Genomic DNA, 14,672 nt, shown 5'->3' with positions numbered 1-14,672 from the left:
TGACGCCGACGGGGGCGCACGAGACGCGAAACGAGGTATCGAGGATGGCCACAGGGGTGGGCCTACGGATCGCCGGAGACGAGTGCATCGCGGCGATCCTCACCAGCGGGATCGAGGACGCCCCCGAACCTCTCTACATCGTGCGCGAATCGGTGCTGCACATGTCGGACGAGGGGGACGCGGCCCTCGGCGGCGAACCGCCCGCGGGCCATACCCACTCGATCACCGGATTCTTCGAGGCGGTCGGCGATCCGGCCGGGATCCCGGTCGACGAGGGCGAGGCCTACCGCGCCGAGGATCTGGTGGCCACGGCCCTGTTCTGCCTCATCAATCTCGCCGCCGAACATCTCGAGGGTCCCGCCGAGTTCTATGCCACCCACCCCGGCGACTGGCCCGAACAGCAGGTCAACGCGCTGCGCGAGGCGCTGGACTATCTGGGCCTGCGCGCGGTGGTGCTGGTCAGCGAGGCCGATCTGCCCGGCTCCGAGGACGGCAGCGACCGCGGTTACGCCCACGACGCCGCCCGCGCCGCCCTCGCGGCCGTGCTGGCCACCCCGGCCGGTGCGACCCCGCCGGATCCGACCCACACCGAGAACGCGCTGGTCGTCACCGATATCCTGCCCGCTCTCCCGACCCCCGAACCGGTGGTCCAGGCCTATTCCGCGGCGATCCCGGTGGCCCAGCCCGCCGAGACCGTCGCCGTCGAGCAGACCACGACCGCCCCGACGAATACCGTGCCCCGCAAATCCCTGCGCCGGGTCCCGGTGCTGGTCGCGGGGGCCGTGCTGATCGGCCTGCTGCTCGGCGGCCTGGGGGTGACGCTGCTGTTCCGCGGCCACGCCACTACCCCGGTGCCGCCACTGCCCGACGCCAACACCCGCCCGGCCCCGACGAGTACGCCGTTCGTCCCCCCGGTCATCATCACGACCACTACGCCGCCGATCACCACCACCGTCGAACCGGCGCCGCCCCCGCCGCCGGAGACCACGGAGGCGCCCCCGCCGCCACCACCGCCGACCACGACCGAGGCCCCGCCCACGACGACCACCCCGCCCACCAGCACGCCCGCGCGCCCCACCCGAACCACGCCCCCGCGCCGGACCACCCCGCCGAATCCGTGGGACCCTATCCCGGGCCTGCCGACGCTGCCGGGTATGTAGGTGGCACTTAATCCGTGATCATTTCGTAGCGAACTTTGCCCGTTTGTGCCCTAAAGTGAAGCGCTGACCGGTTGTTACCGGATGCTCGCCGGAAACGCTCGGTCCGTTGCTGGACGAGGGCTGTTGCCGCACAACGGCTTTACGCCCACGGATCCAACCGGCACACCGGTGCCTGACGAAGGGACTCCATGCGCAAGTTGTCGGCGCGCCGCGCCACGGTCAAGACCGCGGCCGTCGCATTCGCCTCGACCGTTCTGCTCGGCCCCCTGCTCACCGCGCCCGCGCAGGCGTCCCCCGCCCCGAGTCAACCGTCGGCCGATCAGCTGCCGCCGGAGCTGGCGCAGGCGATTTCGCGCGATCTGAAGATGACGCCCGCGGAGTACCTCGATCGCGCCGCCCAGGCGCAGCAGCTGCGCGACTACGCCCGTCAGTTCCGGGCCGAGCGGCCCGAGGAATTCGCCGGGGCCTGGCTGGGCCCCGATGGCAAGCCGGTCATGGCGGTCACCTCGATCGACGCCGCCCGGATCGCCGCCACCGACGGCTATCAGACCCGGCTCGCGCCGATCTCGGCGAACAGCCTGGAGGATTCGATGAGTCAGCTGGGCCAGTGGATCGGCGGCCTACCCCGGGAGATTTCCTCGGCCATCAATTCGGTGACTGTGGACTTTCTCAACAGCCAGCTGGTGGTGAACGTCGCCAACACCCCGGCCGGGCATGTGCTGAATCTGCCCACCCTGATCGCCAACATCAAGGTGGTGCTGTCCCCGAACAGCGGCGGCCCGGTGGAGCGTCGGCCGATGGGCGGCGACACCTACATCAGCGCGCCGACCTCGCTCGCGGACGAGTCGCTGAAGGCCGTCGACGTGTGCTCGTTCGGCTTCAACAGCGTCGACGCGGCGGGCAACGCGCTGAACATCAGTGCGGGACACTGTGATCCGAACCTCGGCAAGGGCGACGAGCGGGCCGACGTGTACGTGCCCAATGTGCACGACCTCAAGGCCAGCCCGCAGGTCGGCTCGTTCGTGCGCGCCCAGCTCGGCGGCAGCAGCGGCCTGGACTACTCGGTGATCAAGCTCAACGAGCGCGCGGTGCGGGCGGGTATGGACCAGCCGTCGGTGCGCGGCGCCAACGGCACCACGCTGACCATCACCGGAACCGCCGACCCGATCGTCGGCGCGCCGGTCTGCAAATCGGGCCAATCCTCCACGTTCACTTGCGGTTTCGTGGTCGCCGACCGGGTGGAGACCCAGCTCTACACCGCCGACGGCGAATCGAAGACGGTGCGCGGCTTCGCGAGTTCGGCCTGCACCCTGGGCGGTGACAGCGGCGGCGCGATCGTGTCCGGCACACTCGCCCTGGGTATCACCAGCGGCTCCAACGCGGCCGACGCACCGGACTGCGGCGAGGCCAATATCGGCCTCGCGGCCTATGGCGGCACCGCCTCGCTGGGCATTCCGATTCGGGCCATCCTCGACGATATCGATGCCAATTCCGGCGGCGGTCTCGGCTCGGGGATCACCGTGCGCACCCGGGCGAACGTGGGCTGAAACCGAACGCCAGATGAATTCTCCTGACAAGTCCGAGACGAGTAGGCATAACCATCCGAACCCCATATAGTCGCCTCATGCTCCTGCCACGCATCCGTTTGTCCGCCGCGGGATCGAGCCCGCGGAACCGTCTCCGCAAAGCAGCGGTCGCCGCGTCGGCGGCCGCACTGGTCCTCGGACCGCTGGCGGGGTCGGCATCCGCGGAACCGGAGCCCGCCCCGGCGCCGAATCTGCCGGCCGAGCTGATCGCGGCGGTGCAGCGTGACCTGAAGATCTCCCCGGAGGAGTATCTGCGCCGCGCCGATGTGGCCCAGAAGGTCGCGGCCTTCGCCACCACCGCCCAGCGCCAGTACCCGGAGGCGTATGCGGGTTCCTGGCTGGACAACTCCGGTAAGGCCGTCATCGCACTGGCCCAAGGGCAGGGCCTGGACGAGGCCCGCAAGGCCGCGCAGGACGCGGGCTTCCAGGTCAAGGATGTCGCCAAGAGCGAAACAGTTTTGCGCGGCGAGAAGAACGCCTTCCAGCAGTGGCTCACGGGCCAGCCGGAGTCGGTGACCAAGTCGGTGCGCGGCGTCGCGATCGACACTATGAACAACAGCATCGCGGTGCGGGTCGACAAGGTCGGCCTGCCGATGCCCGGCTTCGTCGACCCCGCCCGTGTGATCGTGATGCCTGCCCCGCCGGTCGGTCCGGAGCAGGCCGACGAGATCGCGCAGGCGCAGCCGGTCGCGGGTCAGGGCAGCGGTTCGGTGGCGGCCGGTGACGGCTACGCCTCGGTGGCCGGGCGCATGCAGCTGATCTGCTCGTCGGGCTTCAACGGGCTGGATCGCAACAACAATGTCGTGAACATCACGGCGGGCCACTGCAATCCGAATCTCGCGGCCGCGGGTACTCCGAACGCCCCCGGCATGTTCGAGCTGCTGCCCGGCAACCACCTCGGCAATCAGCTGGGCACCTTCCAGAAGTCGGTGCTGGGCAGCCAGGACTACTCGGTCGTCGCGGTCAACGAACCGAGCCGGGATCGCTTCGCCAACAACCTGGTTCGGGTCCAGGGCGCGGCGCCCATCGCGATCACCGGCGTGGCCGATCCGGTCGTCGGCGCCCCGGTTTGCAAGTCGGGCACCCGTACCGGCTTCAGCTGCGGCGTGGTGAACGCGGTCGACCAGACGGTGCAGGTCGGCGAGCGCGAGCTGACCCAGGCCTTCTCGGCCAACATCTGCGCCCTGCCCGGCGACAGCGGTGGCCCGATCGTCACCGGCACCCTGGCCCTGGGCATCTCCAGCGCCTCCTCGGTCGCCGACTACCCGCACTGCTTCATCCCGGAGATGCTCGGCATCATCACCGGCGACGCCCCCCAGCTGTTCGCGCAGCCGGTCAACGTCGTCCTCTCCGACAACCCGGGCCTGCGCGTCCGCACCAACTGACCCGCTAACCCCGAAAAGGCCGACAGCAACCCGCTGTCGGCCTTTTCCATGCCCCTACACTGCCCCTCCGCCGCGCCACTGCCCTCCGCGTCACGCCACTGCCCTCCGCGTCACGCCACTGCCCTCCGCGTCACGCCACTGCCTCTGAACCCAACGCCCACTGCCCTTTCCCCGCGCGCTCCCCCCTTATTTCCCCGGCATGCTTTTCGCCGGGGCATCCTGTTGGCATGTGTCTGGTGTTGATCGGGTGGCGGGCGCACCCGGACTATCGGCTGATCGTGGCCGCGAATCGGGACGAGTACTACACCCGCCCAACCGCACCCATGCGGTGGTGGGACGAGGTACCCGGCCTGCTCGCGGGGCGGGATTTGGGAAATGGAACCGGCATGCCCGGAACCTGGCTGGGATTACTGCCCGCCGCATCCCGATTCGCGACGGTCACCAATGTGCGCGGTCCGGCCGAGAATCGCACCGGCGTGCGTTCGCGTGGCGCGCTGCTGCTGGACTTCCTGCGTGATACCGCGGACCCGGAGAAGTTCGTCCGCTCGGTCGCCGCGGCCCCCGACAACTACAACGGCTACAACCTGGTCGGCTCGGATCTCGAATCGCTGTGGTGGCACAGCAATCGCAGCACCCTGACCCCGGCCGAGCTGCGGCCGGGCCTGCACGGCCTGTCCAACGGCGCACTGCTCGGCTCGGGAGATATCCACAGCGACACCGTGATCCGCACCGATACCGGCGCCCCGGCCTGGCCCAAGGTCCGCGACGGACTGGCCGCGCTGCGCGAGGTGATCCGCACCGAACCCGCCGACGTCCCCGCCTATTTCGACCTGTTGGCCGATCGCACCATCGCCCCGGACGACCAGTTGCCGAGCACCGGCCTGTCCCGCCGCCGCGAACGCGCGGTCTCGGCCCGCTTCGTCGCCGACGCTACCCACGGAACCCGCTGCAGCACAGTCCTGCTCGTACGCGAGGACGGAACCTTCGAGATCGCCGAGCGCTCGTTCGGCCGCCTGGGCCGCCGCCGCGGCGAGGTATCGTTCAGCGGCACAGTGCGATTGCCCGCCTGACAGCCGAAAACGGCCCGCACTCTGACGAGTACGGGCCGTTCGAAGCCGAAGCTCAGTTCTGCGGCGGGTTCTGCGCAGCCTGCTGCCGGGCCATGGCCTCATCGGTCCACTGCGTGGTGCCGGGAGCGGCGCCGATGGTGTTGGCAAGGTCGACAGCGGTAGCAATCAATGTAGGTCCACCGGCGGCGATGGTGCCGAGAATGCCACCGATACCAGCACCGAACGGGATACCGGGGAGGCACCCGACCGGCAGGCTGACAACACAACCGACGACCGCACCGATCGCGGTGCCGACGAAGCCACCCACAGCGGTGGCGAGGCCGAACTTGGTGGCGAAATCACTCATCGCCCGCTGGTTCTCGATCGGCGACGCCACATCCTTCGCGACCAACCGGGTGCCGTCGTTCAGAATCGGCTGGACTTCCACCTTCTGGCCGGCGGCGACAGTCTTGTCCGGCGTCAGAACGAGGTCCCTGTCATCGTTCTTCAGCTCCGGCTTCACCTGCACATCGGTTCCGGCGATGTGATAGGTGAGCGGAAGTGTCACAACGGTATTCCCGTCGCTATCCTTGACGTCGACGGTGTCGACCTGCACCGCTTCCTCGCCGGGCTTGGCGGCGATCTCGGTCTTGGACAGCTGGAACGTTCCCCCCTGAAGCCGCGTAACCACCTTCTTCGGCGCTGCGGGCTGCTGTGCGTCCTCCAAAAGGACCACGTAGTTGACGCCCTTGGCCGGAGCGACTGGTTCGGCGTGGGCGGTTCCCAACCCAACGGTCATAGCGCCGATGACCAGGGCGCCCACCGCAGTACCTCTGCGGAACTTCATTCGGTTATCCAATCCATCATCAGGTTTCGCCGCGCGCGACGCTCCCGCGAGAGCCCACGCATCCCTCAGGTCGAAACCTGCGGAACCCTCCCCGAGCGGGGTGACGACACGCACAGCAAGCAGGACGTCTGGAGCCTAGTCCAATAGCTGACCAGAAGCGAGATCCGTTTTCCGCCAATCCAACTAAGCCTGTCCTGGGTTCAGGACGACATTTGCCGGGTTTTACCGTGATAACGATCCGTACGTGCGCATATCCCCAGGAAAGCGCGTGAGCGCGGTCACAATACGAGGTGGGTCAAGCCCCCGCAAGCTGGGGCACTCCAACCGGTGAGCATATGATGGACAGACAAGTTACCGGCGGGTAACTTACTGCCCGTTAGGATACGAGCAACCGAGGCGGCATCAGCCCTGCCGCCCAATGCTCGTTGAACCGAAGGAAGGTCGCGACATGAATGCCCTGACAGTGACGCTGGGCACGATTGGGGTGGCGTTCAGCCTGTTGGCTTGGGCGTCGTTCGTCGGCGGCGTCGCCAAGATGGTCCGCGCGATCAGATTGGGTCAGCCCGCCCCGGATCGTTGGCAGCCGTTCTTCCCGCGCTTCAAGACGATGATCGTCGAATTCCTGGCGCATACCCGGATGAACAAGTTCCGCACGGTCGGCTGGGCGCACTGGCTGGTGATGATCGGCTTCCTCGGCGGCTTCATCCTCTACTTCGAGGCCTACGGGCAGACCTTCGATCCCAAATTCCACTGGCCGATCTTCGGCAACTGGGCGATCTACCACCTGTGGGACGAGCTGCTCGGCATCGGCACGGTGGTCGGCATCGTGACGCTGATCGTGATCCGCCAGCTCAACCATCCGCGGGTGCCTGAGCGGCTGTCGCGCTTCAGCGGTTCGAAGTTCGGCCCGGCCTACACGATCGAGCTGATCGTGCTCATCGAGGGCCTGGGCATGGTGCTGGTGAAGGCGGGCAAGATCGCCACCTACCACCACGCCAACACGTGGACCGACTTCTTCACCATGCAGGTGGCCAAGCTGCTGCCCGAGAGCGTCGGCCTGGTCGCGGTGTTCGCATTCGTGAAGATGGTCTCCGGCGGCATGTTCCTGCTGCTGGTCGGGCGCAATATCAACTGGGGTGTGGCCTGGCACCGGTTCGCGGCCTTCTTCAACATCTACTTCAAGCGTGAGGACGACGGCGGCGTCGCGCTGGGCGCGGCCAAGCCGATGATGTCCAAGGGCAAGGCCATCGATATGGAGACCGCCGATCCCGACAACGACACCTTCGGCGCGGGCAAGGTCGAGGACTTCTCCTGGAAGGGCTGGCTGGACTTCACCACCTGCACCGAATGCGGCCGGTGCCAGAGCCAGTGCCCGGCCTGGAACACCGGAAAGCCGTTGTCGCCCAAGCTGCTGATCATGTCGCTGCGCGACCACGCGGTGAACAAGGCCCCGTATCTGCTCGCGGGCGGCCGCAAGGATATGGGCGGCGACGAGGTCGGCCTGGTCGACGCCGAGGGCAAGCCGAACGAGGCCGCGCTGGCCAAGATCTCCGAGACCGCACGGGCCGAGGCCGAACGCCCGCTGGTCGGCGGCGAGGACGTGCACGGCGTCATCGATCCCGAGGTGCTGTGGAGCTGCACCACCTGCGGCGCGTGCGTGGAACAGTGCCCGGTCGACATCGAGCATGTCGACCACATCATCGATATGCGCCGCTACCAGGTGCTGATCGAATCGGAGTTCCCCTCCGAGCTGGCCGGTCTGTTCAAGAATCTGGAGAACAAGGGCAACCCCTGGGGCCAGAACGCCAAGGATCGGCTCAACTGGATCTCCGAAGTGGACTTCGACGTTCCGGTGTTCGGTCAGGACGCCGAGAGCTTCGACGGCTACGAGTACCTGTTCTGGGTCGGCTGCGCGGGTGCGTACGAGGACCGCGCCAAGAAGACCACCAAGGCCGTCGCCGAACTCCTGGCCACCGCAGGCGTGAAGTTCATGGTGCTGGGCCAGGAGGAGACCTGCACCGGCGACTCGGCGCGCCGCGCGGGTAACGAATTCCTGTTCCAGCAGTTGGCGATGCAGAACATCGAGCTGCTGAACTCGGTGTTCGAGGGCGTCGAGGACAACAGGAAGAAGATCGTCGTCACCTGTGCGCACTGCTTCAACGCGCTCAACAACGAGTATCCGCAGGTGGGCGGCGTCTACGAGGTCGTGCACCACACCCAGCTGCTGAATCGTCTGGTGCGCCAGAAGAAGCTGGTGCCGGTGTCGCCGGTGTCGGAGAAGGTCACCTACCACGACCCCTGCTATCTGGGTCGGCACAACAAGATCTACAACGCGCCGCGCGAGCTGATGGCCGCCTCCGGTGCGGCCGTGGCGGAAATGCCGCGCCACGGCGAACGTTCCATGTGCTGCGGCGCCGGTGGGGCGCGCATGTGGATGGAGGAGCAGCTCGGCAAGCGCGTCAACCTGGATCGCACCGACGAGGCGCTGGCCACCCTGGACGGGGGCAACTCGCCGTCGATGATCGCCACCGGCTGCCCGTTCTGCCGCGTGATGCTCACCGACGGTGTCACCGCGCGCAAGGATTCCGGCGAGATCGGCCAGGGCGTCGAGGTCGTCGACGTGGCGCAGCTGATGCTCAATGCCATCGAGCGGGTCGAGCCCGCGACGCTGTCGGCGAATCTGAAGGTGATTCAGGAGCCCAAGGTCGCCGAGCCGGAACCCGTTTCCGAGCCCGAGCCCGTAGCCGAGGCCGCCGCACCGGCCGCCGAGGCCGCGCCCGCGGCACCCAAGCCCGCCGGTGGTGGCCTGGGCATGAAGGGTGGCGCGAAGGCACCCGGCGGCAAGGGACTCGCCATGAAGGGCGCCGCCAAGGCGCCCGGCGCGAAGGCCGAGACCGAAGCTCCCGCCGCGGAATCCGGAGATGTCGAGACCAAACCCACTGCTGCCCCGAAGGGGCTGGCCATGAAGGGTCCGGCGAAGGCACCGGGCGGCAAGGGACTCGCCATGAAGGGTGCCGCCAAGGCACCGGGTGCGAAGGCGGCTCCGGCGGCCGAGGCACCGGCGGAGGAGTCGAGCGCGTCCAAGGCAGATGTCGAAGCCAAGCCCACTGCCGCTCCGAAGGGGCTGGCCATGAAGGGTGCTGCCAAGGCGCCGGGCGGCAAGGGACTCGCCATGAAGGGCGGGGCGAAGGCTCCGGGGGCGAAGCCCGAGTCGGGCGGTGAGGTTGCCGAAACCAAGCCCACCGGAGAAGGTGCGCCAGCCCAGCCCAGCGGGGATATAGAGGCCAAACCCACCGTCGCCCCGAAGGGGCTGGCCATGAAGTCCGGCTTCAAGCGGCCGGGCGCGAAGGCCCCGGGTGCGCCGAAACCCGCCGCCGAACCCGCGGCGAGCCAGGCGGATTCGGCACCGGAGGCCACACCCGCTACGCCCGAAACGGCAGCCCCAGAGACAAGCTCGGAGGATGCCGCGACGGGCAGCGAGGGCAACGGCACGCCGAAGCCCCCGCCCGCCAAGCCGGGTGGATTGGGCTTCAAATCCGGTGCCAAGGCACCCGGCCGAAAGAACTGATCCGATCCGTAGTTCGCCCCGAGGGCGGTGTTGCCAGAAGTTGGCCGCACCGCCCTCGGCGCATTCCCCACGCGCCGGGCGAGACCTGGCCTCGGCATTGCCGGAAGTTTGCGACACTTCCAGATGGCATTTCTGCCGAAACGAACCGACCGCCCCGGCGGGCCTGACGAGCAAGCCCTCAGCACCCCAACCGACGATCACCGGATCCGCTATCGAGACCTCTTGACGCAGACCGCTTTTCGGTTGGCCCCAGGCGCGGCGTCCGACAACCCCGGGGCGACCGTGGGAGTAGGGGGTTACCTCCCAGACGGTTGACCGCCCAACTGCCGCAGGCTTACCGTTACATACCCTTTTCACTTCGAGCCGATCCGGATCGGATACCCAAACCCCCACGGGACGGCATGCCGGCCCCTGCCGTCCTCCCTCGGCTAGGAGTACCACCATGTCTCGACGGACAATGCTGTCATTCGTCGGTGCCGCCGGACTGGCACCGCTGATCGTCGCCGCCCTCCCCGCGGCACCGGCCAGTGCCCACGGCTACATCTCGTCCCCTGCGAGCCGCCAGGCACAGTGCGCCCAGAACCAACTACCCTGCGGCCCCATCAAATACGAGCCGCAGAGCGTGGAAGGCCCGAAGGGCCAACGCAATTGCAGCGCGGGCGATGCTCGCTGGAAGGACCTCGACGACGACAGCAAGCCCTGGAAGGTCCATCAGGTCGGCAGCTCGATGAACTTCACCTGGACCTTCACCGCCCGCCACGCGACCAGCAACTGGGAGTACTGGGTCGGCGGCAAACGCGTCACCGTCGTCGACGGCGGCGGCCGCCAGCCCGGCCAAACCGCAACGCACACAGTCAATCTCAGTGGCCTCTCGGGCCGCCAGAAGCTGATCGGCATCTGGAACATCGCCGATACGCCGAACGCCTTCTACTCCTGCGTGGATATCCAGATCGGCAGCGGCCCCAACCCGACCACCACCACGAACCCGCCCACGACCACCCCACCCACCACGACCCCGCCCACCACGACGACCAACCCCAACCCCGGTGGCCAGCAATGGAAGTCGGGCACAACCTACGCGACCGGCGACGTAGTCACCTACGACGGCGCCCGCTACCGCTGCCTCCAGCCGCACACCGCCCAGGACGGCTGGACCCCACCGTCGACCCCCGCCCTCTGGCAGAAGGTCTGATCCGTCCCGGGACCGTAAGGCGGACCTGGCGGAGAAACAGGTGAGGGACCGCCAAGTCGACCGACACAAAAATTGCCCCCGCCGCGCGGAGAGCGGCGGGGGCAATCCTCCTGCAGGGGAGTCGGTGTGGAGATTTTCGTTACCCCCGGGTGCTACCTCACCTCCCCCGAGATGAGGTGCCCGGTTCCCGTGAACTAGGCGCCGTTGCCAGCACCCTTGCCCGCGCTGCCGGTATTCGGCTTCGAGACCAGGTCGATCAGGGTCGCGGCCGATCCGGTACCGATCTCATCCTCGGCGTCCGCCACCCCCGCCCCCGCCAGGATGATTCCCGTCGCGGCGATACACGCGGTGCCGGCAGCACGAAACTTCTTGCTCAGGAACATATCCCCTCGAATTGATCCTCCCGCGGAGACCACGGCCGATACCGAGGCCCCGCTGGCCGACAGCGGAAGTGCCATCGACAACGGATTCCTATCACGCAAACGAGACGGCGACCTACCAACAGTTCCCCGGTAAGGCTGCCCTATCGATTGCGGCCCGATAACGGGCATTTCACCATGGAAGATTCACTCCCACGCCTTCCTGACCCGTACACCCTGTTCGAGCCACCCCCTCCAACGACACCCGCGAACCGACCCTGTGCTCGGATCGACCCCGACCACCCTCGAACACGCCACACCGTTTCGATTATCGTTATCGATACCTCGCTTCAGTCAAACATGCGGCAATCTTCGAGCAATGGTGAGATATAGATCACAACGAATTATCTGTAACGCCAACCGATCTCGAAACGATAAATTCTGAATGCGCTCCTCGCATCCGAGCGATTCCCAAGCTTCCGGCCGATGGCCTACCGGCCGCAGATTTCCCACTCGCTCACGTTCGAAACCTCTGTTCCGAGCCCCGCGACAGGACTCCCCGCCCGGCTTGCGACAACCCGGGCCGTGGGGCATCCTGTAGCGTTCCGCCCCACCCCGGCACCAGCACTCGAGAGAGAAAATCCGTGTCGCACAACGTCTCCGGCCACGACAGGACCGACACCCTCCCCTTCACCCGGCTACCCTGGCCGGACGAACCCCACCTCGCCGCCATGCCCCGCTCGGTCCGCACCGCCCAGATCACCACCCTGCTGTTCGCCGCGCTGGGCATAATCCTGGCCGTAACAGGTTCCGCCGCCGGAAATCTCGAGCATGCCGGCGAGATCGCGTTCACCTTCGTCCCCGGCTGGATCGCGGCGATCCCCTGCCTACGCTTCTCCCACCGAGGCAGCACCACCCGTACCACCGCAATCGTCTGCGGCACCCTGGAACTGCTTTTCGGCCTGGCGGGAACGCTGAACCAAACCCCGCCAGGCCTCCTGGGCGTCCTCTGCGGCCTGACCACGATCGCCTGCCTGACCCGGCCGTCGGCGCGGGCCTGGTTCGTCTGACAGCGACCGGCCGAAGATAGTACGGTCCTCGAGCCCTGGCCGATCCCTCGGGAAATACCCGAAGACCTCCTTGTCGGTGAAGAACACCTCCGCGTCGGGCAGTCCCGCGACGACGGTATTCGGCACACGTCGGGGCTGCCGGTCGTGACTTCCAATCAATTCGTAGCACGACCCCGCGCTCGAGAAAGGTCGTAGTAGAGATAGGTATTCGCGCCCGCGGTTACCGTGATACCGCCGAACAAGGCCTGCAGACCGATTCGGACCCAGAGACGGTCGCCCGGCGCGACGGATACCGCGGGGGCGGACAGCTCCAGAAGATTCGTCATGCTCTGGAACTGTCCGCTGACGACGATCTCCTCGTTCTTCATCACATCTACGACCAGGCTCCCGACCGAGCTCCACACTCCAGCGAGCTGGACGCCGCAGTGCACGGTGACGATGCCGGAACCGTTGGGCAGCAATTCGGCCCGTGGACTGATGATCGTCCCGGGAAATTCCGGCCGAGCCGTCCATTGGGTCAGCCTGACCGGCACGCCCGAGGGATCGACGGGTTGGCTCGGGCCCGCCTTGTTCATCCCCATGGGCGTCAACGTCTCCGGTACCGCACCAACGACGATCAGGGACATCGGGTGATCCTTCCTATCGAGTGGGCACATCGGCTCCGACCGACAGGAGGCTCATCAGCTGATCCTGAGGTAGGCGTTGGCCGTCGCGTTGATGGTGGGCATCGTGCTACCCAGAGTGGGGATGCATCGCACCACCGCCGTGATGACATCACCCGCATGTACATCCCAGTTGAGGCTCAGCCCGAGCGTGCCCTGGTTGCCGCCGATCTCCCCGACGCCAGGGATATCGGAACCGTTGATCCGAAATTGCACCTGGTGCGACATTCCGGAGATGGTGCTGCCGCCCGAGAAGGGAAGGCCGACTTCGATTTTGGCGTTCGTCTTCGATCCGAGCGACCGCAGTTGCTCCTGCTTGTCACCGACTACCACCGAACCGGGATAGCGGGCGACGTCGGCAGTCCAATTGACGACCATGGCCCAGTCCTGGGTCAACTGTTGCGGCCCGTTCTTGAGCATCCCGACCGGGGCGAACGCCGAGGCGGAACCGACGATCAGTAGCGGCATCGTGCACTCGCTTTCATGCGGCCGTCACGCCTTTCAGACTGGCCTGCAGCCCCTTACCGGTACCGGTATCCACCGTCGTGATGTTGACCGTGAGCCGATCGTTGGGCATGAACGTCCAGGGCGTGGTCGGGGTGATCGTGGTGTCCCCGGTCTGGTTCGCCGGGGTGATGGTCGCCGACGAATTCGGCACGACATTGCCATTCTGTCGCAATTCCACGATCAGGTTGCCGGTGCCAGCAGTCTCACCGCGGTAGGTAACCGAGCTGACCGAGATCCTGCGTTCGATCCGCAGGCCTTCCGGCATCACATTCCCGGTACCGGCGGCGCGGGTTCCGATATGCGACTTGTACGCGATGTCGTAAGCCTGACCCTCCGCGGTTGGCTTGCGCGGATCGGACAGCCGGGGATCGTCGACCGACACCGCGCCGACGGCTGTACGCACCGCGGGCGCGTCGGCAGCGGTCAGCAACGCCCGGCCAATCGCCGTGGAGTCGTTGATCTGGGTTGCGGGATGAGTGTGCGTGGTCGGTGTCCGTGCATCGGACAGACGCGGGTCGTTCCCAGCGACCGCGGTGGTGGCGGTGGAACCGATGATCGGCGCGAAAGTGGCCGGTTTGCCGGTGATTCCGGCCCAATCGGTGGTGCCGGCCGGCCCACGGATCACGGCACCCCGACCGTTCGGCGTCCAGCCGCCGGCTGCGGCGTGGAACACGTACAGCAGCCCGTCGGCCCGCACGACGTACTGGGCGCCCTCCGACGGATCGGGCGGCAGTTTGTCGTAGGTGTCGACCAGCCCGTCGATTCGCAGCCCCTCGCCACGCGGCCCGACGACGACCGCATTGCCCGGGGAGGTGGGCACGGGCGACACGAGGGTGAGATCGACCAGCCCGATCGAACCGGCATCGGGATTGTTCTCATCGGGTCCCGGAACATATTCCGGCACCACGAAACCGAAGGATTCGAGCGGCACCGGTTCGTCCTGATAGGACAGTTTGAACGTCACCCGCCACGTCCACTTCGACGGATTGGTGGAGCTGTTCGGTGACACCAGGCGAACGCCCCGCACGCCGCGCCAGGTGAGGTAACCCTGCGAATCGAGTTCGCATTCGTAATGCTTCGGCAGCTGCACGTAGGTAGCAGGCGGCTGTGCCCCTGCGACCAGGACCTTCGGCGCTTCGGCGGTGAAGGTGACGGTTCCGGTCAGCGCCGGGAAATCGGGGAGATCACCGATAGTGGGTCCGTGGGCGACGTTGGCGAGAAAACGCCCGACGACCTTGCCGTATTTCAAAGGGGGCAGATCGGCCATGGATCAATACCTTTCGAGAG

At 67.0% G+C, this 14,672-nt stretch carries 12 protein-coding genes; 7 read left to right on the top strand and 5 right to left on the bottom strand.

Annotated features, from left to right (window positions below; genetic code table 11):
* Positions 1-44 precede the first annotated feature (44 nt).
* The 4 genes from NDR87_RS27780 (at position 45) to NDR87_RS27765 (ending at position 5,201) form a co-directional block, all read left to right on the top strand.
* Positions 45-1,160, top strand: coding sequence for a hypothetical protein (locus NDR87_RS27780; protein WP_251916252.1), 1,116 nt, complete (start codon positions 45-47; stop codon positions 1,158-1,160).
* 188 nt (positions 1,161-1,348) lie between these two features.
* A complete protein-coding gene (locus NDR87_RS27775) occupies positions 1,349-2,707 on the top strand; it encodes a S1 family peptidase (RefSeq protein WP_251916251.1) in 1,359 nt (452 codons plus the stop codon).
* Positions 2,708-2,784: 77 nt separating this feature from the next.
* Entirely contained in the window at positions 2,785-4,131 is a 1,347-nt protein-coding gene (locus NDR87_RS27770) for a S1 family peptidase (protein ID WP_251916249.1), read from the top strand.
* Between the two features lie 227 nt (positions 4,132-4,358).
* Positions 4,359-5,201, top strand: a complete 843-nt coding sequence (locus tag NDR87_RS27765) for an NRDE family protein (protein ID WP_251916247.1) — start codon at positions 4,359-4,361, stop codon at positions 5,199-5,201.
* A gap of 52 nt (positions 5,202-5,253) precedes the next feature.
* On the opposite strand, the gene NDR87_RS27760 is transcribed toward NDR87_RS27765, so the two are convergent.
* The gene (locus NDR87_RS27760; protein WP_251916246.1) at positions 5,254-6,003 is read right to left on the bottom strand and encodes a hypothetical protein; all 750 of its coding nucleotides are present in this window, start codon (positions 6,001-6,003) and stop codon (positions 5,254-5,256) included.
* Positions 6,004-6,475: 472 nt separating this feature from the next.
* Between NDR87_RS27760 and NDR87_RS27755 the strand changes: the two genes are divergently transcribed.
* A complete protein-coding gene (locus tag NDR87_RS27755; RefSeq protein ID WP_251916244.1) occupies positions 6,476-9,595 on the top strand; it encodes a (Fe-S)-binding protein in 3,120 nt (1,039 codons plus the stop codon).
* 442 nt (positions 9,596-10,037) lie between these two features.
* Positions 10,038-10,787: a lytic polysaccharide monooxygenase gene (locus tag NDR87_RS27750; protein ID WP_286014137.1), complete on the top strand. Its 750-nt coding sequence runs from the start codon at positions 10,038-10,040 to the stop codon at positions 10,785-10,787.
* 194 nt (positions 10,788-10,981) lie between these two features.
* Here the strand turns inward: NDR87_RS27750 and NDR87_RS27745 are convergent, their stop codons facing one another.
* The gene (locus tag NDR87_RS27745; protein ID WP_251916241.1) at positions 10,982-11,245 is read right to left on the bottom strand and encodes a hypothetical protein; all 264 of its coding nucleotides are present in this window, start codon (positions 11,243-11,245) and stop codon (positions 10,982-10,984) included.
* A gap of 545 nt (positions 11,246-11,790) precedes the next feature.
* Here NDR87_RS27745 and NDR87_RS27740 point away from each other — a divergent pair.
* On the top strand, positions 11,791-12,216 hold the full coding sequence (locus NDR87_RS27740; protein WP_251916239.1) for a hypothetical protein: 426 nt from the start codon (positions 11,791-11,793) through the stop codon (positions 12,214-12,216).
* Between the two features lie 155 nt (positions 12,217-12,371).
* On the opposite strand, the gene NDR87_RS27735 is transcribed toward NDR87_RS27740, so the two are convergent.
* The 3 genes from NDR87_RS27735 to NDR87_RS27725 are packed head-to-tail and all read right to left on the bottom strand — an operon-like array spanning position 12,372 to position 14,652.
* Complete coding sequence (locus NDR87_RS27735; RefSeq protein WP_251916238.1) at positions 12,372-12,842, bottom strand: hypothetical protein; 471 nt, start codon at positions 12,840-12,842, stop codon at positions 12,372-12,374.
* A 54-nt stretch (positions 12,843-12,896) separates the two neighbouring features.
* On the bottom strand, positions 12,897-13,346 hold the full coding sequence (locus tag NDR87_RS27730) for a hypothetical protein (RefSeq protein ID WP_251916237.1): 450 nt from the start codon (positions 13,344-13,346) through the stop codon (positions 12,897-12,899).
* A 13-nt stretch (positions 13,347-13,359) separates the two neighbouring features.
* The gene (locus NDR87_RS27725) at positions 13,360-14,652 is read right to left on the bottom strand and encodes a hypothetical protein (protein ID WP_251916236.1); all 1,293 of its coding nucleotides are present in this window, start codon (positions 14,650-14,652) and stop codon (positions 13,360-13,362) included.
* Between the last annotated feature and the right edge of the window lie 20 nt (positions 14,653-14,672).

This window comes from Nocardia sp. CDC159, assembly GCF_023740735.1.
Classification (GTDB): Bacteria; Actinomycetota; Actinomycetes; order Mycobacteriales; family Mycobacteriaceae; genus Nocardia; species Nocardia pulmonis.
Note: the sequence above shows the minus strand (reverse complement) of the source record. Positions and strands in the feature narration are given on the sequence as shown.